The organism is Pseudonocardia sp. GCM10023141 (assembly GCF_042653605.1).
Genome location: NZ_JBHSIR010000030.1, coordinates 229454 through 251899 on the forward strand (window position 1 = coordinate 229454; position 22446 = coordinate 251899).

At 73.0% G+C, this 22446-nt stretch carries 23 protein-coding genes; 13 read left to right on the forward strand and 10 right to left on the reverse strand.

Annotation, left to right across the window (positions count from 1 at the left end):
• Positions 1-289: 289 nt before the first annotated feature.
• Positions 290-889 (reverse strand): TetR/AcrR family transcriptional regulator, encoded by a 600-nt coding sequence (locus ACFPFQ_RS18870; RefSeq protein WP_379620513.1) that lies wholly within the window; start codon positions 887-889, stop codon positions 290-292.
• Positions 886-1869, reverse strand: coding sequence for an LLM class F420-dependent oxidoreductase (locus ACFPFQ_RS18875; RefSeq protein WP_379620515.1), 984 nt, complete (start codon positions 1867-1869; stop codon positions 886-888). Before ACFPFQ_RS18875 ends, ACFPFQ_RS18870 begins: the two co-directional genes overlap by 4 nt.
• 49 nt (positions 1870-1918) lie before the next feature.
• On the opposite strand from ACFPFQ_RS18875, the gene ACFPFQ_RS18880 reads away from it, so the two are divergent.
• The gene (locus ACFPFQ_RS18880; protein WP_379620517.1) at positions 1919-2698 is read left to right on the forward strand and encodes an enoyl-CoA hydratase/isomerase family protein; all 780 of its coding nucleotides are present in this window, start codon (positions 1919-1921) and stop codon (positions 2696-2698) included.
• A 43-nt stretch (positions 2699-2741) separates the two neighbouring features.
• Complete coding sequence (locus tag ACFPFQ_RS18885) at positions 2742-3506, forward strand: SDR family NAD(P)-dependent oxidoreductase (protein ID WP_379620519.1); 765 nt, start codon at positions 2742-2744, stop codon at positions 3504-3506.
• 4 nt (positions 3507-3510) lie between these two features.
• On the opposite strand, the gene ACFPFQ_RS18890 is transcribed toward ACFPFQ_RS18885, so the two are convergent.
• Genes ACFPFQ_RS18890 through ACFPFQ_RS18900 form a run of 3 tightly spaced genes read right to left on the reverse strand, consistent with a single transcriptional unit; the run spans position 3511 to position 5341 of the window.
• Entirely contained in the window at positions 3511-3933 is a 423-nt protein-coding gene (locus ACFPFQ_RS18890; RefSeq protein WP_379620521.1) for a VOC family protein, read from the reverse strand.
• A gap of 57 nt (positions 3934-3990) precedes the next feature.
• On the reverse strand, positions 3991-4809 hold the full coding sequence (locus ACFPFQ_RS18895; protein ID WP_379620523.1) for a helix-turn-helix domain-containing protein: 819 nt from the start codon (positions 4807-4809) through the stop codon (positions 3991-3993).
• A gap of 34 nt (positions 4810-4843) precedes the next feature.
• A complete protein-coding gene (locus tag ACFPFQ_RS18900; protein WP_379620525.1) occupies positions 4844-5341 on the reverse strand; it encodes an amino-acid N-acetyltransferase in 498 nt (165 codons plus the stop codon).
• 99 nt (positions 5342-5440) lie between these two features.
• Here ACFPFQ_RS18900 and rimO point away from each other — a divergent pair, with 99 nt between their 5' ends.
• The 4 genes from rimO to ACFPFQ_RS18920 all read left to right on the forward strand — a co-directional run bounded on the left by rimO (position 5441) and on the right by ACFPFQ_RS18920 (position 9216).
• Positions 5441-6937: a 30S ribosomal protein S12 methylthiotransferase RimO gene (gene rimO, locus ACFPFQ_RS18905; RefSeq protein ID WP_379620527.1), complete on the forward strand. Its 1497-nt coding sequence runs from the start codon at positions 5441-5443 to the stop codon at positions 6935-6937.
• On the forward strand, positions 6934-7530 hold the full coding sequence (pgsA, locus tag ACFPFQ_RS18910) for a CDP-diacylglycerol--glycerol-3-phosphate 3-phosphatidyltransferase (protein WP_379620529.1): 597 nt from the start codon (positions 6934-6936) through the stop codon (positions 7528-7530). The genes rimO and pgsA overlap by 4 nt, the downstream gene beginning before the upstream one ends.
• Positions 7531-7702: 172 nt before the next feature.
• Entirely contained in the window at positions 7703-8137 is a 435-nt protein-coding gene (locus ACFPFQ_RS18915) for a helix-turn-helix domain-containing protein (protein ID WP_379620531.1), read from the forward strand.
• Positions 8138-8406: 269 nt separating this feature from the next.
• Positions 8407-9216: a PspA/IM30 family protein gene (locus tag ACFPFQ_RS18920; RefSeq protein ID WP_379620533.1), complete on the forward strand. Its 810-nt coding sequence runs from the start codon at positions 8407-8409 to the stop codon at positions 9214-9216.
• 207 nt (positions 9217-9423) lie between these two features.
• Here the strand turns inward: ACFPFQ_RS18920 and ACFPFQ_RS18925 are convergent, their stop codons facing one another.
• Positions 9424-10227 carry a DNA-formamidopyrimidine glycosylase family protein gene (locus ACFPFQ_RS18925; RefSeq protein ID WP_379620535.1) on the reverse strand — a complete coding sequence of 268 codons (804 nt, stop codon included), beginning with the start codon at positions 10225-10227 and terminating at the stop codon, positions 9424-9426.
• 103 nt (positions 10228-10330) lie between these two features.
• Between ACFPFQ_RS18925 and ACFPFQ_RS18930 the strand changes: the two genes are divergently transcribed.
• A complete protein-coding gene (locus ACFPFQ_RS18930) occupies positions 10331-10633 on the forward strand; it encodes a hypothetical protein (protein WP_379620537.1) in 303 nt (100 codons plus the stop codon).
• A 21-nt stretch (positions 10634-10654) separates the two neighbouring features.
• A complete protein-coding gene (locus tag ACFPFQ_RS18935; protein WP_379620539.1) occupies positions 10655-11383 on the forward strand; it encodes a LuxR C-terminal-related transcriptional regulator in 729 nt (242 codons plus the stop codon).
• A gap of 8 nt (positions 11384-11391) precedes the next feature.
• Here ACFPFQ_RS18935 and ACFPFQ_RS18940 read toward each other — a convergent pair whose 3' ends face one another.
• Positions 11392-12132 carry a GNAT family N-acetyltransferase gene (locus ACFPFQ_RS18940; protein WP_379620541.1) on the reverse strand — a complete coding sequence of 247 codons (741 nt, stop codon included), beginning with the start codon at positions 12130-12132 and terminating at the stop codon, positions 11392-11394.
• Between the two features lie 60 nt (positions 12133-12192).
• On the opposite strand from ACFPFQ_RS18940, the gene ACFPFQ_RS18945 reads away from it, so the two are divergent.
• The 3 genes from ACFPFQ_RS18945 to ACFPFQ_RS18955 all read left to right on the forward strand — a co-directional run bounded on the left by ACFPFQ_RS18945 (position 12193) and on the right by ACFPFQ_RS18955 (position 14743).
• Positions 12193-12546, forward strand: coding sequence for a DUF6412 domain-containing protein (locus tag ACFPFQ_RS18945; protein ID WP_379620543.1), 354 nt, complete (start codon positions 12193-12195; stop codon positions 12544-12546).
• A gap of 93 nt (positions 12547-12639) precedes the next feature.
• The gene (yidC, locus tag ACFPFQ_RS18950) at positions 12640-13608 is read left to right on the forward strand and encodes a membrane protein insertase YidC (RefSeq protein ID WP_379620545.1); all 969 of its coding nucleotides are present in this window, start codon (positions 12640-12642) and stop codon (positions 13606-13608) included.
• Positions 13609-13705: 97 nt separating this feature from the next.
• Complete coding sequence (locus ACFPFQ_RS18955; protein WP_379620547.1) at positions 13706-14743, forward strand: helix-turn-helix domain-containing protein; 1038 nt, start codon at positions 13706-13708, stop codon at positions 14741-14743.
• An 8-nt stretch (positions 14744-14751) separates the two neighbouring features.
• Here ACFPFQ_RS18955 and ACFPFQ_RS18960 read toward each other — a convergent pair whose 3' ends face one another.
• Positions 14752-15693 (reverse strand): alpha/beta hydrolase, encoded by a 942-nt coding sequence (locus ACFPFQ_RS18960; RefSeq protein ID WP_379620549.1) that lies wholly within the window; start codon positions 15691-15693, stop codon positions 14752-14754.
• 119 nt (positions 15694-15812) lie between these two features.
• Here ACFPFQ_RS18960 and ACFPFQ_RS18965 point away from each other — a divergent pair, with 119 nt between their 5' ends.
• Positions 15813-16211 carry a RidA family protein gene (locus ACFPFQ_RS18965; RefSeq protein WP_379620550.1) on the forward strand — a complete coding sequence of 133 codons (399 nt, stop codon included), beginning with the start codon at positions 15813-15815 and terminating at the stop codon, positions 16209-16211.
• On the opposite strand, the gene yidD is transcribed toward ACFPFQ_RS18965, so the two are convergent.
• A complete protein-coding gene (gene yidD, locus ACFPFQ_RS18970; protein WP_379620552.1) occupies positions 16208-16651 on the reverse strand; it encodes a membrane protein insertion efficiency factor YidD in 444 nt (147 codons plus the stop codon). The genes ACFPFQ_RS18965 and yidD overlap by 4 nt on opposite strands.
• Before the next feature lie 163 nt (positions 16652-16814).
• On the opposite strand from yidD, the gene ACFPFQ_RS18975 reads away from it, so the two are divergent.
• Positions 16815-17744 carry a serine hydrolase gene (locus tag ACFPFQ_RS18975; protein WP_379620554.1) on the forward strand — a complete coding sequence of 310 codons (930 nt, stop codon included), beginning with the start codon at positions 16815-16817 and terminating at the stop codon, positions 17742-17744.
• 6 nt (positions 17745-17750) lie between these two features.
• Here the strand turns inward: ACFPFQ_RS18975 and ACFPFQ_RS18980 are convergent, their stop codons facing one another.
• On the reverse strand, positions 17751-22436 hold the full coding sequence (locus ACFPFQ_RS18980) for an ATP-dependent helicase (RefSeq protein ID WP_379620556.1): 4686 nt from the start codon (positions 22434-22436) through the stop codon (positions 17751-17753).
• Positions 22437-22446 lie beyond the last annotated feature (10 nt).

Below are 22446 nucleotides of genomic sequence, written 5' to 3' on the forward strand. Positions count from 1 at the left end.
GCATCCCGCGGTCCTCGGGACGGCGCTGTGGTGCGGGTGATCAACGCCCACTGGTTCGGTGTTGACCATGAGCCAGTGGGCGTTGATCAGCGCGTTCGCCGCCGAGCGCGTACTGGCTCATGATCGAACCGGAACCTGTGGGCGTTGATCACTCGCCCGGCGCGGCGGTGGGCTCTTGCATCGCAGCGCGGGGGCGTCGGGTGCGCTTCCCGGTGGGTCCCGCTGGTAGGCCGCGTTCGGATGGGGATTCTCCTGACAGCCACTTTCCCGCAACGCGGGGCGGGAGGAGCTACCCGCCCCGGTGCTCCACGATCCGCAGCGCGATGTCGGCGTAGCGCTGCTCCAGTTCCGGCTCGCTGACGTCGCCTGCCGGGTCGTACCACTGCGAGATCGCGTTGCACGCGGCCTGGATGGAGCGCCGGGCATCCTCGGGATGGGGGCAGTCGAACGCGCCCGCCCGCACCCCCTCCTCCACGATCCGCGCCCACAGCCGCGTCAGCGCCTGCCGCGACGCCACCAGTGGCTCGGCGTGCACCGGGTCGAGGTTGCGCCACTCCTGCGCCGCGATGAGGCTCTCGACGCGTCGCCGCACCCGGTAGGAGACGGTGGCGCGGACGAGCGCGACGAGCCGATCGGCGGGGTCCGGCCCGGCCGCGTCGAGCGCGGCGGTGCAGGCCTCGAGGTACTCGTGGTGCCCGGCGGTGAGCATGGCGGCCAGCAGGTCCTGCTTGCTGGCGTGCCAGTAGTACATCGCCGAGAGGCTCAGCCCGGCACGCTTGGCGATGTCGCGGATCGACGCCCCGTGGTAGCCGCGCTCCGCGAACACCTCCCGCGCCGCCGCTGCGATCGCCTCCCCGCCGAGGCCGCGGGGGATGGCGTCATCGGTCATGCCGCGACCGCCGCGGCCAGTTCGATGAGGAACCGCACCCGCTCGGCGGGCGAACCGGGTTCGGCCGACGGCAGTACCGACAGCGTGGCCGCGTCGACGCCCGCAGCGGCGTACTCCCGCACCTGCTTCGCGCACTCCTGCGCGGTGCCGAACAGCACGATCTCGCGCAGCACGTCGTCGGGAATGGCCCGGACGGCGCCCCTGCGGTCGCCGTCGGCCCACGCCCGCTGCATCGGCGCGAGTGCCGCGCCGCGGCCGAGCCACTCCTGGAACCGTGCGTAGACGGGCACGGTCAGGTAGCCGGCGAGCAGGCGGCGCGCGGCCAGCTCAGCGGCCGGGCCCTCTCCGGGCATCACGAAGATCCGGCAACCGACCTCGAACGGCCCCTCCACCAGCCGGGGCAAGTCGGCGTGCTCGCGCACCTGTGCGATGTCGCCGGCGCCGAGGAAGTTCAGGATCACACCGTCGGCCTCGGCCGCGGCGAGCCGCTGCATCCGAGGGCCGAGGGCCGCCACGACGAGCGCAGGCGGCGTGGCGGGTGGACGGGTGAGCACGAACCCCTCGGCGTGCACCGTCTCGCGGTCGGTGGCCCGGCCGCCCGCGAGTACCTCGCGCAGGAACCGCAGCGTGTCGGCCACCTTCCGGTACGGCCGGTCGAAGGGCACGCCGTTCCAGCCGGTGACGATGACGTCCGAGCCGGCACCGATGCCGAACCGCACGCGACCCGGCGCGATCTCGGCAAGCGTCGCCGCCGTCATCGCCATGATCCCGGGCCCGCGGGTGAACGCCGAGGCCACGAACGGGTTCAGCGTGATCCCCGGCTCCCAGCCTGCGAACAGCGCGAGCGGCAGGTGCGCGTCGTTGCCGTTCGACTCGCCCGTCGCGATGTCGCGGTAGCCCGCGGCCACCAGCTCGCGCAGCAGCGGGCGGTGCTCGGGGAGCGGCACATCGCCGAACGGCAGTGTCAGCCCGAGCCGCATGAGACCCTCCCTGTTGACGAACTTAACGATCGTACAATAGACAGGACTGGTGACCGTTCTCCTCACCAGCAGGGTCGACGACGTCCTGACGTTGACGTTGAACCGCCCCGACCGCAAGAACGCCCTCGACGGGGAGCTGTGGGAGGCACTCGGCCAAGCGCTCGTCGATGCCCGTCGCGACGCCGATCTCCGCGCACTCGTGCTCACCGGCGCGGGCGGGGCCTTCTGTGCGGGCGCCGACCTGTCCGGGGGCACCCGTGGCGGTCACCCGCTGCGGCGCATGCACGGGATCAACGACATCGCGTTGACGCTCCACGAGCTGCCGGTCCCGACGATCGCGAAGGTCACCGGGGTGGCCGTCGGCGCCGGCTGGAACCTCGCGCTGGGCTGCGACCTCGTCGTCGCCACCCCGGACGCGCGGTTCTCCCAGATCTTCGCCAGGCGCGCGCTGTCGCTGGACTTCGGCGGTTCCTGGTTGCTCCCCAAGCTGGTCGGGCTGCAGCAGGCCAAGCGGCTCGCCCTGCTCGCCGAGATGATCGGTGCGGCGGAAGCGAGGGAGCTCGGGCTGGTCACCTGGGTGGTGGAGCCCGGCGAGATCGACGCCTTCGTCGACGACCTGACGGCGCGGCTGGCCGCCTTGCCCCCGGTGGCGGTCGCGCAGAGCAAGGCGCTGCTCAACGAGGGCGCCGACCGGACGCTGCGCGACGCGCTCGCCAGTGAGGCCCGGGCGCAGTCGATCAACTTCGCCACGGCCGACACGAGGGTCGCCTTCGAGGCGTTCCTGGCGAAGACCGACGCCACGTACACGGGGGAGTGGGCGGTCCCGTGACCGTCGCGGTACCCGGCCCGCCCGCTCGACTGGAGGAGCTCGCATGACCCTGTTCGACCTGACCGGTCACGTCGCACTGGTCACCGGCGGCAACTCCGGCATCGGGCTCGGGATGGCGGGTGGGTTGGTCGAGCACGGCGCGGACGTCTGCATCTGGGGCACCAACCCGGTGCGCAACGCCGACGCGGTCGCCGAGCTGGCGCGCCACGGCACCCGCATCCATGCCGTGACCTGCGACGTCGGTGACGAGGCCGCGGTGACGGCGGCGATGGCCGAGACGCTCGAGCACTTCGGCCGGGTCGACTCCTGCTTCGCCAACTCCGGGGTGGGCGGCAGCGGCACGGCGTTCATCGACACGACGCTCGCCGACTTCCGGCGGATCACGCGCGTCAACCTCGACGGGGCGTTCCTGACGTTGCGGGCCGCCGCGGCGCACATGGTCGAGCGCGGGGGCGGTGGCGTGCTGGTGGGCACATCGAGCGTCTCGGCGATCGAGGGCGCTCCCCACAACCAGGCCTACGCAGCCACCAAGGCCGCGCTGATCGCGATGATCCGCGGTTGCGCCGTGGAGCTGGCGCGCTACGAGATCACCGCTCACTCGGTGCTGCCCGGCTGGGTCGAGACCCCGCTGGCGGCCCCGACGCTGGCGACCGAGGGCTTCCAGAAGGTGGTCAAGCGCCGGGTGCCGATGCGGCGCTGGGGCCTACCGGCCGAGTTCGGACCGCTGGCGGTCTACCTGGCCAGCGGCGCCGGTGGGTACCAGACGGGCGACAGCATCGTGGTCGACGGCGGGTACTCGATCTTCTGAGCGGTCACTCGTACCAGGTGCCGAAGCTCCACACGTTGCCCTCGGGGTCCTTCGCCACGAACTGGCGGCTGCCGTAGTCGGTGTCCTCGATCTCGCGCACGATCGTGGTACCGGCGGCGACGGCGCGGGCGTAGCGCTCGTCGGGGTCGGTGACCACGACGTGCACCGACCCCGAGCCGGCGCGGGCGCCGTCGGTGTCGCAGTCCGGGGTGCCCTCCGGCGTGGCGGAGCCCAGCATGATCCCGCCCGCGACGCCGCCCTCGGGTGTCGTCATCAGCAACTCGGCGTGGTGCACCGCGTCGCCGTCGGCGTGGACCACGCGCTCGGTGAAGCCGAAGACGTCGACCAGGAAGGTCAGTGCGGCGCGGGCGTCGCGGTAGAGCAGCGTGGGCCAGACGGTGGGGACGGCGGTTCGGGTCATCGTCATGCGGTGATCGTCGCGCGGACCCCGCGGGTGTGTCTTGGACGAATGAGAGCCACGGGCCTATGACGCCGTGGCCACTGCCAGCCATTCGGTGGCCGTGATGCCGGCCAGGTCGCGGAAGTCGCGGGCCAGGTGCGCCTGGTCGACGTAGCCGCCGTCGGCCGCGACGTCCGCGAGTGCCGGTCGCTGCGGGCCGCGCAGCCGGTCGCACGCTCGCTCGAACCGGATGACGCGGGCGGCGGCCTTCGGCGTCAGCCCGGTCTCGGCCCGGAACTTCTCGCCGAGGTGGCGCCGGCTCCAGCCGACCTCGGCGGCGAGGTCGGTGATGCGCAGCGTGCCGCCGCTGCGCTCGAGCCGGTCCCAGGCGTGGCCGACCTCGGGCGCGACGCGGTCGACACCGCGCGCCCGTCCGGCCAGCACGCCCAGCTCCGTGTCGAGGAGCGCGAACCGGGCCGCCCAGTGCGGGGCCGAGGCGAGCCGGTCGAGCAGCGTCTCGCTCTGCCGGCCCAGCAGCGCCGCCAGGTCGACGACGTCGCCGCCCAGTTCCGCGGCGGGTGTACCCAGCAGCGCACGGGCACCGCGCCACGTCAGCCGCAGCTGCAGGCCCGTCTGCGCGTCACCCTGCGCGATCTCGGCGGGCCCGTCGTGCATCCCGCCGACCATCGCCGCGAACGTGCCGGGCGGCTTGCTGCGATCGGCGTTGGCCAGCATCTCGACCTTGCCGTCGAGACACAGCAGGAACGTCAGGTGCGGCGACGCCACGCCCTGGTGGACGCCCGGCGGCCCGGCCGGCACGTGGAAGCCGGTGTAGACGCTGACCCACGGCCGCAGGGCAGGGTGGGGCCGGTACCAGTGCACCCGTGGCTCCGCGTCGGCCATTCCCGCAGGTTACCCGGCCGGCGCGGTTCGGCGGCTACAGCTTGAGCAGCATCCGGACGTTGCCCAAGGTGTTGGGCTTCACGTGGGCGAGGTCGAGGAACTCGGCCACACCGGCGTCGTAGGAGCGCAGCATCGCGGCGAACACGTCCGGCTCCACCGGGGTGCCGTCGATCTCGGCGAAGCCGTGCCTGCTGAAGAACTGCTTCTCGAACGTCAGCACGAACAGGCGGTCGAGCCCCAGGTCACGGGCCCTGGCGATGAGCGCGCCCACCAATGCGTGGCCGACACCCCTGCCCACGACCGACGGGTCGACGGCCACCGTGCGGATCTCGCCCAGATCGGCCCACAACACGTGCAGCGCACCGCAGCCGACGACCTCGCCGTCGAGCTCGGCGACCAGGAACTCCTGCACGGACTCGTACAGGGTGACGATCTCTTTCGCCAGCAGCACCCGGCCCGCGTAGCCGTCGACCAGGTGCTTGATCGTCGTCACGTCGGCGGTGCGGGCGGCCCTCACGGCCACGGTAGTCACGGCGGAGAAGACTATGCCGTGGGTGCCGCGGGGCGGATCGAGGTCGGCCGGACCCACGGGAAACGGACGAGATCATCACGGGCGGATACCCTGGTGTCCGTGCCCGAATCCCACCACACTGGCGCGCGTCCCGCGTCCGCTCCACGGCGTGCTGCGCTGCTCACGCTGGGTTGCGCCCGCAACGAGGTCGACTCGGAGGAGCTCGCAGGCCGCCTGGAGGGCTCCGGCTGGGAGCTGGTCGAGGCCGACGCCGAGGCCGACGTCATCGTCGTCAACACCTGCGGGTTCGTCGCCGACGCGAAGAAGGACTCGATCGACACCCTGCTCGCGGCGTCCGACGTCGCGAAGGCCAGCGGTGCCAAGGTCGTCGCGGTCGGCTGCCTGGCCGAGCGCTACGGCAAGGAGCTGGCCGACCAGCTGCCCGAGGCCGACGCCGTGCTCGGCTTCGACGCCTACCCCGATCTGGCCGAGCGCCTCGGCGACATCATCGGCGGCCACGCGCCCGAGGCGCACGTCCCGGTGGATCGGCGCACGCTGCTGCCGATCTCCCCGGTGGCGCGCCCGGCCGCCGCTGTCGACGTCGAGATCCCCGGCCACGCCTGGGTGCCCAACCTCGCCCGCCGCCGGCTCACCGACGGCCCGGTCGCCAACCTCAAGCTCGCCTCCGGATGCGATCGGCGATGCGCGTTCTGCGCCATCCCGTCCTTCCGTGGCTCCTTCGTGTCCCGGCCGCCGGACGACGTCGTCGCCGAGGCAGCCTGGCTGGGCATGCAGGGCGTGCGCGAGCTGGTGCTGGTCAGCGAGAACTCCACCTCCTACGGCAAGGACCTGCCCGGTGGCACGCGGGCGCTGGTGCGGCTGCTGCCGCGCCTGACCAACGTGCCGGGCATCGACCGGATCCGGGTCAGCTACCTGCAGCCCGCCGAGATGCGGCCCGACCTGATCGAGGTCATCGCAGGAACCCCGGGCATCGCGCCGTACTTCGACCTGTCCTTCCAGCACTCCAGCCCCGCGGTGCTGCGCCGGATGCGCCGGTTCGGCTCCACCGAGGACTTCCTCGACCTGTGCGCGCGGATCCGGGCGATCTCGCCGGAGGCGGGCATCCGCAGCAACGTCATCGTCGGGTTCCCCGGCGAGACCGAAGCCGACGTCGAGGAGCTCGAGCGGTTCCTCACCGGCGCGCGCCTCGATGCCGTGGGCGTGTTCGGCTACTCCGACGAGGACGGCACCGAGGCCGAGGGCTACGACGGCAAGGTCGCTGCCGAGGAGGTCGCGGCGCGGGTCTCGCGGATCACCGAGCTCGTCGAGGAGCTGATGACGCAGCGGGCCGAGGACCGCATCGGCACCGAGGTCACGGTGCTCGTCGAGAACGCCGAGGACGAGGACTTCGAGTGCATCGGCCGGGCCGACCACCAGGCCCCCGAGGTCGACGGCGAGTGCGTCATCGAGCGGGGTTCCGGCCTGGAGCCCGGCGATCTGGTGCGCGCCGTCGTCACCGGCACCGAGGGCGCCGACCTGCTGGTCTCGCCGCTCGAGAAGCTCCCGCGCAGCGGTCTGGTCGCGGCAGGGACCGGCGCGGGCCGGGACTCCGGGTGAGCTCCCCGGCGGGTGCGGAGCCACCGCTGCTGAACATCGCCAACATCCTCACCGGTGTGCGCCTGGTGCTGGTGCCGGTGTTCGTCGCGGTCCTGCTCTCCGAGGACGGCACCAGCACCAGCTGGCGTCTCGCCGCCTTCGGTGTGTTCGCGCTCGCCGCCATCACCGATCGCTTCGACGGGGAGCTGGCCCGCAGCCGCGGGCTGGTCACCACGTTCGGCACGATCGCCGATCCGATCGCCGACAAGGCGCTCACCGGCGCCGCTCTGATCGGGCTGTCGATGCTCGGCCAGATCCCGTGGTGGGTCACGGTGGTGATCCTCGGCCGCGAGGTGGCCATCACGGTGCTGCGGTTCGTGGTGCTGCGCCACGGCGTCATCCCGGCCAGCCGCGGCGGCAAGGCCAAGACGTTCGTCCAGACGCTCGCGATCGGGCTCTACCTGCTGCCGCTCGTCGAGCTGATCGGTTTTGCCGGCCCCGTCGGGGTGCTGCGCTGGGCGGTGCTGGCGCTGGCCATCGCGCTCACGGTCGTCACCGGGGTGGACTACGTCCTGCAGGCCATCAGGCTGCGATCGGGCGCCCCGCAGTCCTGAAGAGCCTGAGAGTTCACGCTGCGTGGTGGCGTGTTCGCCGTGGGCGGACGCGACCGGACCCCGCGCCGCACGACGCGAAGGCCCGCAACTCGGTACGGTGATCTCACCGGCCGCCGACTCCGCTGTGCTGATCGCGGTGCGGCGGCGTCCGGTGCACGAGGAGGAGGTTCGCATGGCGGTGCTGATGCGGGAGGCGATCGGCGGCACCCTGCGGCGTGCGCGCACGGAGCGCAAGCGCACCCTCCGCGATGTGTCCCGGCGCGCACGGGTGAGCCTCGGGTACCTGTCCGAGGTCGAACGCGGGCGCAAGGAGGCCTCGAGCGAGCTGCTCGCGGCCATCTGCGAGGCACTCGACATCCCGTTGCCCGATCTGCTCACCGAGGCGGCCGAGTCCATCGCCGAGTCGATGGCCCAGACGATCGCCACCGCCACGCGGTCGCGGCGCCCGGTGGGCCTGCGGCACATGGACCTGCGGTTCGCCGGTGCGATCGACGCCAACTCGGGGCCGCTCACCACCCCGGTCCCGGCCGCGATGCCGCTCACCCCGATGAAGCCCGTGGCGCCCGCCATGCCGCAGCCCGTCCGGGGCGTACGCGCGGCCGCCTGAGCCCGATTACCACAATTCTTCCGGGACGCCCGCCGCGGTCGCGGCGGGCGTCGCTGCGTGTCAGGGACCAGTGACTTTCGGTAGCCTGATCTCGGGGTCGCCCCGACGGCGGCCTCCGGAAGATCCCCGATATCGTCCACATGCGGTGGAAGCTGGGCCGATCCGGTGCCACGATGGGGCGAGGAGCACCGACGGCCTATTTCTGACGGCGAATACATACGGCGTTGTTGACGGCGGTGACAGACGGCACCCGGAGGTAGGCGGAAGAGATGGCCAATCCGTTCGTGAAGGCCTGGAAGTACATGATGGCGCTGTTCTCGTCGAAGGTCGACGAGTACGCCGACCCGAAGGTGCAGATCCAGCAGGCCATCGAAGATGCCCAGCGACAGCACCAGGCGCTGTCCCAGCAGGCGGCTGCGGTGATCGGTAACCAGCGCCAGCTGGAGATGAAGCTCAACCGGCAGCTCGGCGACATCGAGAAGGCGCAGGCCGCAGCGCGGCAGGCGCTGGTGCTGGCCGACCAGGCCCGCGCCGCAGGCGACGAGGTCAAGGCCGGGCAGTACGAGCAGTCCGCGCAGGCGTTCGCCACGCAGCTGGTCACGGCCGAGCAGTCGGTCGAGGACCTCAAGACGCTGCACGACCAGTCGATCCAGGCTGCTGGGCAGGCCAAGCAGGCCGTCGAGCGCAACTCGATGATGCTCCAGCAGAAGATCGCCGAGCGCACCAAGCTGCTCAGCCAGCTCGAGCAGGCCAAGATGCAGGAGCAGGCCGCCAAGTCGCTGCAGCAGATGAGCGAGCTCGCGGCGCCGGGCAACACCCCCTCGCTGGAGGAGGTGCGCGACAAGATCGAGCGGCGCTACGCCAACGCGATCGGTGCGTCCGAGCTGGCGTCCAACTCGGTGCAGGGTCGCATGCTGGAGGTCCAGGCCTCCACGGTCGACATGGCCGGTGCGGCGCGGCTCGAGCAGCTGCGAGCCTCGATCCGGGGCGGCTCGGTCGCGGGCGAGGTCACGGCGGGCGACGCCCCGGCCCCGGCCACGCCGCAGATCAACACCCAGAAGCAGCCCGGCACCGCCTGAGCTGCGCCTGAGCACGACCTCGACGCCGCCCGTTCCCCGTTGGGGGGACGGGCGGCGTCGTCGTTGGTAGCGGCCCCGCCACCAACGACACCGCCACCGCCCGCAAGGTCAGCAGGGTGGCCCTGCAGACGTCTGACGTCAGGAAGGCCACCTTGCTGACTGACGTGCGGGCTGACGGAGGGGCGGCGCCGCGTCGGGACGGCAGCCTCAGCCCGGCCCGGGCCCCGGCTGGCAGCGCGGGCACCAGTACGCCACCCGCGCGTAGACGGAGTCGCCCTGCGTCGCGCTCCGGATCCGGGTGCCGCAGCGCCGGCACGGTCGCCCCGCCCGCCCGTACACCCAGTGCTCGCGGCCGCGGGCGAGCTCGCCGGTGGTCGACTGCTGCGGCCGGTCGGCGTTGCGCAGCAGCAGCTCGCGGGCCAGCGCGAGGGTCGCCACCGGGTCGGGGACGTCGCGGGCGAGCGTCCACGGCGAGACGCCGATCAGGAAGCACACCTCGGTCTTGTAGAGGTTGCCGATCCCGGCCACCATCCGCTGCTCCAGCAGCACCGACCCCACCTCCGACGCGCCACGGGCGGTGAACCGGCGCAGCGCCTCGGCGGCGTGGTCCGGTCCCCAGGTGGGATCGAGGAGGTCGGGGCCCAGGTGCCCGACGAGCCGGTCCTCCTGGTCGGTGGGCAGCAGCTCCAGGTCGTGGAGCAGGAAACCGACGGCGACGCGCTCGGCCGTCTCCAGCACGGCCCTGGCCTCGTGGCCCGGTCGGTGCCACGCCATCCCCGGCCGGTAGAGGTGCCATGAGCCGTCCATCTTGAAGTGGCTGTGCAGGCTGCGGCCGTCGTCGAACCGGGTGAACAGGTGCTTGCCCACGGACGCGACGTCGGCCACGGTGAGCCCGGCCAGGTCGTGCTGCACCAGACGGGGATGTCGCAGCTCGCCGCGCACCAGCCGCTGTCCGGACAGCGCGGCCCGCAGCCGCTTCCCGGCCAGGTAGACCGTGTCGCCTTCGGGCACACCGGAACGGTAGCGGGCGCGGGCGCCGCCCACCGATCGGTGGAGGGCGCATCCCCCGCCGCGGTCGATCCGACGGGGCCCCCGCGCGGGCGATGATCGTCAGGTGATCAAGATCTGGGGCTCGCCATCCGGCGGCCACTACCTCACCGTCACCACGACCACCGGGCTGGCGATCGTCCTGCTCGCGGCCGTGAACCTGCTGATCGCGGGGTCGTTCACGTTCTACGGCACGTTCGTGTCCGACCTGAACGCGCGCCGCCGCAGCATGCTCCAGGAGCTGGCATCGGCCTACGCACATCTCTCGGAGACGATGGCGGAGAACACCGAGCTGCACGCGAAGCTGGTGGCGCGGTCCCGGGAGGCGGGTGTGCTCGACGTTCGTACCCGGATGGCAGGGAGAGCCTGACCGAGGCCCACCGGTCGGTTGGTGGAGGCGAGGCTGACGCTGTCCTACATGGACGACGTCGTCGTGCTCGACGTGCGCGACGACGGGATCGGCTTCGAGCGATCGAGGGACGTCGCGATGCCGGCCGGCACCGGATTCGGGCTGGCCGCGATGGAACGACGGGTGCGCCGCATATCGGGCACGTTCGCCGTGGAGAGCGCGCCGGGCGACGGCACCGCGCTGAGCGCCAGCGTGCCCGCGCGCCCGGCAGAACACCAGTACCGCGAAGGGAACGGACATGACAACGACCCGGATCGAGGTCGTGATCGTCGACGATCACCCGATCGTCCGCTGGCTGTGGTGGCCGCCCGCACGGGTGCGGCGAGCGGCGCGGTCGGCGTGGACGTGGTGCTGATGGGTCTGCGGATGCCCACGATGGGCGGGGTGCTCAAGGACTCCCCGCGCGACGAGCTGCTGCGGGCGATCCGCGCCGTGCACCGCGGGGAGGCCGTGCTGTCACCGGCCGTCGCGGACCGCCTGATGGGGCAGGTCCGCATCCCACTGGCCGGCGCGTTGAGCGCCCGTGAGCCGGAGGTGCTGACGATCGTCGCGGACGGCTGCACGAACCGCGACGTCGCCCGCAGGCTGTTCATCAGCGAGGCCACCGTCAAGACCCACCTACTGCACATCTTCACCAAGCTCGAGGTGCGCGACCGCGCGACGGCGGTGGCGGCGGGGTACCAGCGTGGACTGTTCGCCATCGGCGGCTGAGGAGACGGTCAGTCCGGGATCGGCACGCCCACCGCGTAGAGGACGTCCGTGCGGTCGAGCACGAAGCCCGAGCGGGTGGCGACCCCGGCGCTGGCCGTGTTGTCGGGTGAGGTCGTCCAGCAGGGGCGCTGCCCATCCGCGCGGACGTCGGCGATCACGGCGGCGGTGCACGCCGTCGACAGGCCCCGCCCGCGATGGCCCTCCTCGGTGACCACACCGATGTCGACGAACGTGGTGCCGACGAAGAACGGTGTCGCCACCGCGACGAGCCGCTCGCCGTCGAACGCGCCGCGGGCCACGCCCGCCGCGGCCGGCCCGGCCGGGCCGCCCCAGCTCTCGGAGATCCAGTCGAGGGAACGGTCCAGCGCGGCGATCGCGGCCGTGTCGGCCCTGCCGAGCAGCCGGACGCCGTCAGAGGAGGGCGGGGTCGGCACCGCGTCGGGCAGGACGTGGACGATGCGGTTCCACACGCCGAGCTGCGGGTCGATCGCCCGCAGGGCCGGCAGCCACGCGGGCGAGGCCTCGACGAGGCCCCTGATGCCGGAGCCGGCCGGCAGGTGGGCGGGGTCGCCGCGCAGCGCGTAGTTGCCGGCGATCTCCGCGATCACGACCCGTGGGTACTGGCGCCGGTCGGTGCGGCAGCTCCCGAGCCCCGAGGCCACGACCTGCTCGAAGATCATCGGTCCTGGTCGCTCCGGAGCGAACCGGTGGCGCAGTGCCGGGAGTTCCGCCGGTTCCACGATGTGCACCCCACGACGATGACGGTCGGCCGGGATCGGGGCCAGCGGGTTTCCGGTACCCTGCGGGGTATGGATCGGGTCCGGATGCTCGCGGCACGCCTGCCGTTCGCGTCCCGCCGTTCCGGATGGGTGTTCGCACCGGTCGCCGCGCTGCTCCTGCTGGGCTCGCTGCTCGTGGGTGTCTCGGCCGCGGCCGCGGAGCCCTCACTGCTGCTCGGTGTGCTGGGCGCGCTGCTGTGCGCCTGGGGCCTGGCCGCCCACGGCGTGGTGGTGCTGCCCACCACGGCCGTCTACGGGCCCGCCATCGCGGCCCGCGACCATCACCGCGCGCTCGCCCGCCGGGCCGTCCCCCGCCAGCGTGATCCCGATGCTGCCGGCCACACCCGCTCACGCGCGCCGTCGGGGCTGTTCCCGGCGGTGTAGCACGCCCGTGCTCCCCGCCGCCGGATACGCGTCCTGTCCCGGCTGCTCTCGGAGTTCCGCCTTGCCTTCTCACCTCTCGTTCGAGCGTGTCTCGTGCTAGACCCCATCTACTACGCCGTGTCCGGTGTCATGTGGTTCTGGCACCAGGTGTTCGGCTTCCTGCTCGGCCCGTCCAGCGGCGCCACGTGGGCGCTGTCGGTGATGTTCCTCGTGCTGACGCTGCGCGCGCTGATGATCCGCCCGTTCCTCAAGGGGGTGCGGGCCGGCCGCAAGATGCGGGTGCTGGCCCCGCACATCGCCGAGCTGCGCAAGGACCACAAGGACGATCCCGCCCGGCTGATGCAGGAGACGCGCGCCCTGCAGAAGGCCAACGAGGTCAGCACGATGAGCACGCTGGTGCCGGCGCTGCTGCAGCTGCCGGCGTTCATCGGCCTGCTGCACGTGCTGCACTCGTTCAACCGGCCCGGGCTGTCGTTCGAGCAGAACGCCGCCATCGCGAACTACGCGTTCGGGCCCGACCAGGTGCGCTCGTTCCTGGAGGCGCGGCTGTTCGGCGCGCCGCTGTCGTCCTACGTCAGCATGCCGCAGAACCTGCTCGACTCGTTCGGTGCGAGCGTCGATCGCATCGACGTCCTGATCGTGGCGATCCCGCTCATGCTGGTCGCGGCCGTCGCCACCCACTTCTCGGCCCGCGTCACGATGTCGCAGCAGCCGGCCGACGGGCCGATGGCGTCGATCACGAAGTGGACGCCGTGGATCTTCCCGCTGGGCGTGCTCGTGGGTGGGCTGTTCTTCCAGCTCCCGATCGCGATCCTGTTCTACTGGCTGACCAACAACGTCTGGACGCTCGTGCAGCAGTGGCTGGTGCACCGCAACGAGCCCGAGCCTGCCGCGGTGGTGCTGCCGGAACCGGTCGCCGTGGCGGCCCGGCCGGCGGGCAAGCGCCCGGGTGCGAAGCCGGTGGTGCGCTCGACCGTCGCCGTCGGAGCCCGCGGCGCCACGGCGTCGGCGAAGCCCCGCCGCAACTCCTCGGGCCAGCGACCCAGCAGGCGCCGCCGCTGACGCCCGGCCGTCGAGAACGTACCTCCGGTGATCAACAGGGCCTGTTGATCACGGCAACCACGTTCTCGACGGGGCCCGAGCGCCTACGCTGGACCGGGTGAAGGGGCTGCTGCTGCGGTTGTCGGCGCTCGATGTCGGCGCGGAGACCGCGGTGCGCGTCATCGCCTACTTCGACGGCCTGATCGAGCACCGCGCCACCGCTGCCGAGCTGGTGCGCTCAGCCGCGGCGCTCGCGGAGTGCCCGGCCGGGCTGGAGCGGCAGGGGGAGGCGCCGCTGCGCTTCGCCGCCAACGGGTCCGCGATCACCGGCACCCCGGCGCCGTCGGGTGGCATGGAGCTCGCGCCGGGCACGGGCCGCGTCTGGCTGTATCGCCCGGGTGGCCCCGGGCCGTTCGACGACCTCGTGCTGGAACGGTTCGCGCTCAGCGCCCGGCTGCTCGCCGGCCCCGCCCCGCACCTGGCCGACCCCGCTCTCGTCGAGCTCGTGTTGTCGGAGCGCGAGGGACCGGAGGACCGCGGCCGGGCACTGCGGTTGCTCGGGCTCGACCCCGCGGCTCCGGTGCGGGTGGTGGCCGTCGCCGCACCCGAGCCGCGAGCCGCAGCCCTCGCACTGCTGGGGCGCACGATCCCGGTGCGCGTCGCGGTGATCGACGGGCTGGCCGCGGTGCTCGTGGCGGGCGGCCCCGGCGAGCTGCATCCGGTGCCGACCGTCCGCGTCGGGATCGGCGGGGCCACCCCGGGCGCGGCCGCCCGCCGTTCCTGGGCGCAGGCGCGCCTCGCCGTGCGGTTCGCCGTCGCCGACGGCTCGGCCGACGCGGTGGCCGATCACGACGCGTTGGGCTCGATGGTGCTGCTCGCCGAGCTGCCACCTGAGCGGCTGCGTGCCCAACCCGATGTGGTAGCGCTCGCCGCGCTCGCCGCCACCGCCTCCGGTGCACCGGACGTCGCGACGCTGGAGGCGTTCTGCCGCACCGGATCGCTGCGCCAGGCCGCCGCACTGCTGCACCTGCACCACAGCTCCGTCGCGGCGCGGCTGGCCCACGTCGAGAGCGCGCTGGGCTGGCGCCTCGACGAACCGGACGGCCGCTTCCGCGCCCGGTTCGCGCTGCTCGCGCGGCGGCTGGCGCTGGACTGAGGCTGTCGCTAGATCCCGAAAGCGCGCCCCAGTACCGCGATCGACTCGGCGATCTCGCGCTGCGTCACCGCCGCCTGCTGCATGAGTGCCGACCCGTGGAACGTACCGGGGAACACGTGCAGCTCGGTGCGGATCCCGGCCGCCAGCAGCGCCTGGGCGTAGGCGATGTCCTCGTCTCGCAGCGGGTCGAACTGCATGGCCGTGACGTAGGCGGGCGGCAGCCCGGACAGGTCGGTGGCCCGTGCGGGTGCCGCGTGGATCGGGATGTCGGCCCCACCGCGGCGACCCGGCCCGCCGAGGTAGGCGTCCCAGCTGATCTCGGCGCGCGGCCGGTTCCACATCGGGGTGTCGAGGAAGGCCCGCATGCTGGGCGTGTCGAGCCGGTCGTCGATCTCGGGGACGCCGAGGAACTGGAACAGGATCGCCGGGCCGCCGCGGTCCCGGGCCAGCAGCGCCAGCGCCGCGGCGAGGCCGCCCCCGGCGCTGATGCCGTGCAGGGCGATGCGGTCGGCGTCGATGCCGAGCGTGTCGGCGTTCTTGGCGGTCCAGACGAGCCCGGCATGGCAGTCCTCGAGCCCAGCGGGATAGGGGTTCTCGGGGGCCAGCCGGTAGTCCACCGCCACCACCACCACGCCGAGCTCGCGGGCGAAGCGAAGGTTGGCCGCGTGGTCGTTCTCGATGCCGCCGATCACGAAGCCGCCGCCGTGGATGTCGTAGATCGCGGCCGCGACGGTGCGCCGGTGCGGCGTGTAGATGCGGACCGGGACGTCCGGTGCGCCGTCCGGGCCCGGCACGAGCTCGTCCCGGACGTCCACACCGGTGGTGTCCGGGGCCTCGAGCTGGCTGAACCGCTCGCTCATCGCGATCCGGGCCTGGGTGAAGTTCGCGAAGTCGAGGGTGGGGAGCAGGGCGATCCCGGCGGCGATCTCGGGATCGAAGGCGTAACTCATGGGTCCTCCATGGCTTCGGGGATCTACCGTCCATCCTTCGCCGGACGCGACCGGGGTGGCATCCGCCACGCGTCGGAAACCCGATGGCTGCGGCCCGACGAACGCGGCAGGCTGCCCCGATGCCCGTCGAACTCGTCCGCAGCAGCACCCTCACCGACGCCGTCCCGTACGCCTACGCGGCTGTCGTGCCCGCCGACGCGCGGCTCATCCACACCGCCGGTGCCTGCCCCATCGACGTCGACGACCAGGTGGTCGCGCTCGGTGACGTCGCCGGCCAGGCCCGGCAGGTTATGGACAACCTCGAGGTGGCGCTGCGCGCCGCGGGCGCCACGCTCACCGACGTCGTGCGCACCACCGTCTACGTCGCCAGCAGCACGCGCGCCGATCTCACCGCGGCGTGGGACGTGGTGCGGGAGCGCTTCGGTGACCACGACGCGCCGAGCACCCTGCTCGGCGTCACCGTGCTCGGCTACGAGGGCCAGCTCGTGGAGGTCGAGGCCGTCGCGGTCGCGGGTTAGGGCCGCCGCCCGCAGTCCTGCACCCGCTGCGCGGCGGCGCGCAGCCCCCGCCGGGGGCCCAGCTCCTCGACGGCGGCGAGCGCGTAGGCACTGCAGCTGGGGGTGGCCGGGCAGCGCGGGGTGAACCGGCTCAACCAGCGTTGGTAGCCGCGCAGCAGCGCCCGGACCAGTGCGCCACCGCCCCGCGCGGGCACCAGCACCGCGGCGAGTGCGAGCAGCGTGGAGACCCGCAGGAGGAGGTTGCAGTCGCAGCCACCGCAGTCGCAGCCGTCGAATCCGCTGCAGCCGTCGAAGCCGCCACAACCGTCGAACCCGTTGCAGAAGCTGCTGCCGGCGTCGGCGGCATCGATCACTCCGTCGGCGACGTCGGCGGCCGAATCCCGGACCGGGTCCTGCTCGTTGTCAGGCTGTGGCAGGTCGGCGGGTATCTCGTTGGGCACCGCGTGAGTGCTATCCGAGCGATTCGTCCGATGCAAGACCGTTTTCTATGAAGCTTCTGTGAAGCTCGCCCGAAGTGATCGAAATGATGTGAAAGTACCTGGTCAAGAGAACGTTTCGGGTCCAGTGATCGTAAGTAGGAACATGAAGGTTCGACGCCACCCGATGATCACGGCAGCTGTGCTGACCGCCGTGCTCCTCGGTCTGACGGGCACTGCGCACGCAATCGTCAACCGCCGGGCCGCCGCGGCAGGCCCCATCGTGGCCACTGCGGCCCCCGTGGCTGCGGCCACGTCCGCGCCCACCACCGCCAAGAGCGCGCCGGCAGCGAAGGCCGCCGCCACCGCGGCACCCCGGTCGGGGAGCGCGGCGGTGGTGGCCGCCGAGCAGTCCGTGAACGCGCTCGACGAGTCGAGCACCACCACCCAGATCGGTGCGGCGGTGCTCGACCGCTCCACCGGTCAGCTCGAGATGGGTGATGACGGCGGCACCCCGTTCTACTCGGCGTCGGTGGTGAAGCTCTACACCGTGGTCGCGATCCTGCACCGCGTCGAGACGGGCGACGTGACGTTGACCGACGACGTCACCGACGAGATCCAGCGGGCGCTGTCACGCAGCGACGACGAGGCGATGGACGCGCTGTGGTCGGGCTTCGGCGGCTCCGACACGGTGACCCAGGCGATCGCGCTGGCCAACCTCACCGACAGCAGCCCGCCCGACGACCCGTCGCAGTGGGGTGAGGCGCGGATCTCCGCCCGCGACGTGGTGCGCCTCTACAACTACATGCTGACGTCGATGTCCTCCGACAGCCGCACCATGATCATGAACGGGCTGCTGGACGCCCAGGACACCGGCGCCGACGGCTTCGACCAGGCATTCGGCCTGCTCAACCCGCCACGGCCGACCGGAGTGGCCGCCAAGCAGGGCTGGATGTGGTACGGATCCGACCTGTACCTGCACTCCACGGGGGCCTTGGGCCCCAACCAGCGGTTCGTGGTGGCGATCCTGACCAAGGGACCGGCCAACCAGGCCACGCAGTCGGCGCTGGTGACGAAGGCGGCACAGGGTGTCGAGGCGGCGCTCGCCAAGGCGTGACGCCGTTCAGGCGCGCAGCCGCAGCCCCTTGGGGGTGACGCGGAAGCCCGCCTCGGTGAGCACCTCGGCCAGTTCCGAACCCAGCGTGCCGACGCCATCGGCGCGCTCGACGGCCAGTGTGCCCAGCCAGCCCTCGTGCACGGCCCCGGCCAGCGCCTGGGCGCCGGCGGCGAGCTCGGTGTGCTCGGCGGTGAAGGACAGCAGCGACTTGCCGCCGCGCTCGACGTACAGCACGGGAGCGCCGTCGACGAGCACCACCAGCGCACCGGCCTTGCGACCCGGCCGGTGCTTGCTCTCGCCGGACGTGGCAGGCCAGGGCAGTGCCGCCCCGTAGGGCTGCGCCGGATCGGCAGCGGCCAGCACGACGCGCGCCGGACCGGCACTCTCCTCGCCGGGATCGGCACCATCGGGACGGGACAGGGAGCGCAGCCGGTCGATGGCGCCGGGCACGGCGAACTGCGCCGCGCCGAGCCCCTCGACGACGTAGCCGCGCCGGGCCCGGCCCGAATCCTCCATGGCGCGCAGGACGCGGTAGACCGCGGCGAAGCCGCCGCTGACCCGCTCGGTGCCCAGCGCGCCCCGGGTGAGCACGCCGTGGCGCTCGAGGAAGGCCTCGGCGCGGGCGTGGGCGCGGCGGGTGGCATCGGGCTCGCGGGGCACGGCGAGCGCCCAGCGTCCGCCTGCCGAAGGTGGTCCGCTGCGGCTGGGCATGGCGGGACGGCCGGCGCGCAACTGGGCGTAGCGCCCGCGCGGCGCTGCGCGGCGGGGCTTGTGGGCGCCGCGGCCACCCCCGAGTCGCCCGCGCAGCGGGGTGAGCGTGTCGTTGGTGAGCAGCCCGGCCCACACCAGATCCCAGATCGCGTCGACGACGGCGCCGTCGGCGGGCGTCGGATCTCCTGCGTCGACGAGCGTGCGTCCGGCCTGATCGGCGAGCTGCCGGAAGAACAGGGCACCGCCACCGACGGGTGGGGCGTCCGGATCCGGGAGACCCAGCGCCGCCAGCACGGCTCGGTGCAGCGGCGTGCCCGCAACCTCGGGATCGGGCTCGGGCAGCAGCAGATCGGCGACATCCGACGGTGCCACGGCCAGCCAGCCGTCGCTGCCGGCCAGCGGGCCGCAGCCGGTCCAGGTGACCTCGCCCGCCGCGGTGAGCTCGTCGAGCATCGCCGGGGTGTAACCGGGCAGCCGCGCGGGCAGGATCAGCGACTCCAGCGCGCTGGCCGGCAGCGGGGCACCCGCGAGCTGCTCGACGACGCTGAGCACGTCGTCGGGGCCCGGGGCGCGGCGCATCCGGCCGCGTCGATCACCCGACGTGCTCACGACCGCGGCCTGCACGCCCTGCCACGCGGGCAGGAACCGGCCGAGCGCGCGCTGCTCCACGGGCTCGACCTCGGCACGCAGCCGGGCGAGGGACCCGCGGCGCAGCCTGCGCAGCACCTCGGCGTCGCAGTACTCGATGCCCTCGCTCGCCGGCCGCAGCTCGCCGCGGACCAGCCGTCCGCTGCCCACGAGCCGGTCGAGCACGCCGGCGACGACCGCGACACCCAGCCCGAACCGGGCCGCGCAGTCGGCGGCGGGGAACGGGCCGTGCGTGCGGGCGTAGCGCAGCACGATGTCGCCGAGCGGATCGGCGACGGGCTCGGTGAACGTCTCGGGGACACCGACCGGCAGCGCGGCGCCGAGCGCATCACGCACCCGCCCGGCGTCCTCGATGGCCAGCCAGCGCTCCGCGCCCGCGATGCGCACCCGGATGGCCCGGCGGGTGGCTTCGAGCTCGGTGAACCACTCCGGGGCGATGCCCCGCGCGGCGCCCTCGGCCTCGGAGAGATCGCCCAGGAACCGCAGCAGATCGGCGGCGCCCTCGATGTCGCGGGCGTGGCGCTCCGGGGCCAGGCGCTGCAATGCGGCCTCGACCTCGGCCAGCACCTCCGGATCGAGCAGCTCCCGGATGGCCTCCGATCCCAGCAGCTCGGCCAGCAGCGTGGAATCCAGCGACAGCGCCGCGGCCCGGCGCTCGGCCAGCGGGGCGTCCATCTCGTAGAGGAACATGCCCACGTAGCCGAACAGCAGGCTGCGCGCGAACGGGGACGGCGCCGGGGTGGCGACCTCGACCACATGGACCTTGCGGGACTGGATGTCGCTCATCAGCGCGCGCAGCCCGGGCAGGTCGTAGACGTCCTGCACGCACTCGCGCATGGCCTCGAGCGTGATCGGGAACTGCTCGTAGCGCCCGGCCACGGCGAGCAGCTGCGACGCGCGCTGGCGCTGCTGCCACAGCGGGCTGCGCCGCTTCGGATCGCGCCGGGGCAGCAGCAGCGCCCGGGCCGCGCACTCGCGGAACCGCGAGGCGAACACCGACGAGCCGCCCAGCTCCGCGACCACGAGCTGCTCGATCTCGGCCGGGTCGAGCACGACGTCCTCGGCGGTGGGCACGATCTCGGCGCCGGCGTCGTCCATGCCAGAGGAATCAAACAGAGCGGGCAGGCGCAGCACGATGCCGTCGTCGGCGCCCGCGGCGTGGACCTCGACGCCGCGGCGCTCCCGGATGCGCGCGGCGATGGCGAGCGCCCACGGCCCGTTGACCTTGGCGCCGAACGGTGAGTGGACCACGAGCCGCCAATCCCCCAGCTCGTCGCGGAAGCGCTCCACCAGCACGGTGCGATCGCTCGGGACGTGCCGCGTGGCATCGCGTTGCTCGTGCAGGTAGGCGAGCAGGTTGTCGACGGCCCACGTGTCGAGCCCGGCAGCGGTGGCCCGCTCGCGGGCGGGCTCGTCGGCAAGCGCCGACATCTCGCGGACGAACGCGCCCACCGCCCGGCCCAGCTCCAGCGGCCGCCCGATCGACTCGCCCTTCCAGAACGGCATGCGCGCGGGCTGCCCCGGCGCCGGCGTGACGATCACGCGATCGTGCGTGATGTCCTCGATGCGCCAGCTCGACGTGCCGAGCAGGAACGTGTCGCCGACACGGGACTCGTAGACCATCTCCTCATCGAGCTCGCCGACGCGCGAGCCGGCGCCGTCGGCCCCGCCGGGTGTCATGACGAGGAACAGGCCGCGATCGGGGATGGTGCCACCGGAGGTGACGGCCAGCCGTTGCGCGCCGGGGCGGCCCTGCAGCTGATCGGTGACCCGATCCCAGGTGATGCGGGCCCGCAGCTCGCCGAACTCCTCCGACGGGTAGCGCCCGGCGAGCATGTCGAGCACCGAGTGCAGCGCGGAGTCGGGCAGTGCCGCGAACGGGGCGGCCCGGCGGATCACGCGCGTGAGATCGGCGAGCGACCACGGCTCGAGCGCGACCATGGCGACGATCTGCTGGGCGAGCACGTCGAGCGGGTTGCGCGGGTAGCGCATCGACTCGATGGCCCCGATCGTCATGCGCTCGGCCACCACGGCGCACGAGACGAGATCGCCCCGGAACTTCGGGAACACCACCCCGCGGGACACGGCCCCGACCTGGTGGCCGGCGCGACCGACGCGCTGCAGGCCGGACGCGACGCTGGGCGGCGCCTCCACCTGCACGACGAGATCGACCGCGCCCATGTCGATGCCCAGCTCCAGGCTGGACGTGGCCACGACGCACGGCAGCAGCCCGGCCTTGAGCTCCTCCTCGACCTGGGTGCGCTGCTCGCGCGACATGGACCCGTGGTGGGCCTTGGCGACGGTGGCCGGGGCGCCGTTGCCGATGCCGGACTGGCCGACTGCCTCGGCGGGGAACGGCGCATCCAGATCGACGACCGCCTCGCCGACCTCCTCGGCGGCGAGCTCGTTGAGCTTGGCCGTGAGCCGCTCGGCCAGGCGCCGCGAGTTGGAGAACACGATGGTGGACCGGTGGGCGCGCACCAGCTCCAGCAGCCGCCGCTCCACCGCGGGCCAGATGGACGGCCGCTGCGCCGTGCCCGCCGCCGACCCGATGACCTCCTCGTCGGAGCTGCCGGGTGCGGGCCGCTCGTCGAGCGCGGCGAGATCGGGCACCGGCACCTCGACGGTGACCTCGATCGTCTTGCTCGCCTTCGGCTGCACCACCTCCACCGGGCGGCTGCCCGCCAGGAACGTGGACACCTCGTCGAGCGGGCGGACCGTGGCGGAGAGCCCGATGCGTTGTGCGGGCTTCTCCAGCAGCTCGTCGAGCCGCTCCAGCGACAGCGCCAGGTGCGCGCCGCGCTTGGTGCCTGCCACGGCGTGCACCTCGTCGACGATGACCGTCTGCACGCCGCGCAGGGACTCGCGCGCGGCCGAGGTGAGGATGAGGAACAGCGACTCGGGCGTGGTGACGAGCACGTCGGGCGGGGTGCGCGCGAACAGCCGCCGCTCGTCGGCCGGGGTGTCGCCGGTGCGCATGCCGACCGTGATGTCGGGGACCGGCAGCTCGAGCCGCTGCGCCGCCTGGCGGATGCCGGCCAGCGGCGAGCGCAGGTTGCGCTGCACGTCGACGGCCAGCGCCTTGAGCGGGGACACGTAAAGGACCCGGCAGCGGTGCTTGACCTCGGCGGGGGCCGGCTCCGAGGCGAGCCGGTCGAGCGCCCAGAGGAACGCCGCGAGCGTCTTGCCCGAACCGGTGGGGGCGACGACCAGCGCGTTGCGCCCGGCCTGCGCGGCGGCCCACGCACCCTCCTGCGCGGCCGTGGGCGCGACGAAGGCGCCCGAGAACCACGCCTGGGTGGCGGGGGAGAAGCCCTGCAGCGCCGTTGTCACCCGTTCATGA

Coding starts and splice junctions, on each gene's coding strand:
- ACFPFQ_RS18870 (WP_379620513.1), bottom strand. CDS start 889: ATGACCGATGACGCCATCCCCCGCGGCCTCGGCGGGGAGGCGATCGCA.
- ACFPFQ_RS18875 (WP_379620515.1), bottom strand. CDS start 1,869: ATGCGGCTCGGGCTGACACTGCCGTTCGGCGATGTGCCGCTCCCCGAG.
- ACFPFQ_RS18885 (WP_379620519.1), top strand. CDS start 2,742: ATGACCCTGTTCGACCTGACCGGTCACGTCGCACTGGTCACCGGCGGC.
- ACFPFQ_RS18890 (WP_379620521.1), bottom strand. CDS start 3,933: ATGACGATGACCCGAACCGCCGTCCCCACCGTCTGGCCCACGCTGCTC.
- ACFPFQ_RS18895 (WP_379620523.1), bottom strand. CDS start 4,809: ATGGCCGACGCGGAGCCACGGGTGCACTGGTACCGGCCCCACCCTGCC.
- ACFPFQ_RS18915 (WP_379620531.1), top strand. CDS start 7,703: ATGGCGGTGCTGATGCGGGAGGCGATCGGCGGCACCCTGCGGCGTGCG.
- ACFPFQ_RS18920 (WP_379620533.1), top strand. CDS start 8,407: ATGGCCAATCCGTTCGTGAAGGCCTGGAAGTACATGATGGCGCTGTTC.
- ACFPFQ_RS18945 (WP_379620543.1), top strand. CDS start 12,193: ATGGATCGGGTCCGGATGCTCGCGGCACGCCTGCCGTTCGCGTCCCGC.
- ACFPFQ_RS18960 (WP_379620549.1), bottom strand. CDS start 15,693: ATGAGTTACGCCTTCGATCCCGAGATCGCCGCCGGGATCGCCCTGCTC.
- ACFPFQ_RS18965 (WP_379620550.1), top strand. CDS start 15,813: ATGCCCGTCGAACTCGTCCGCAGCAGCACCCTCACCGACGCCGTCCCG.
- ACFPFQ_RS18975 (WP_379620554.1), top strand. CDS start 16,815: ATGATCACGGCAGCTGTGCTGACCGCCGTGCTCCTCGGTCTGACGGGC.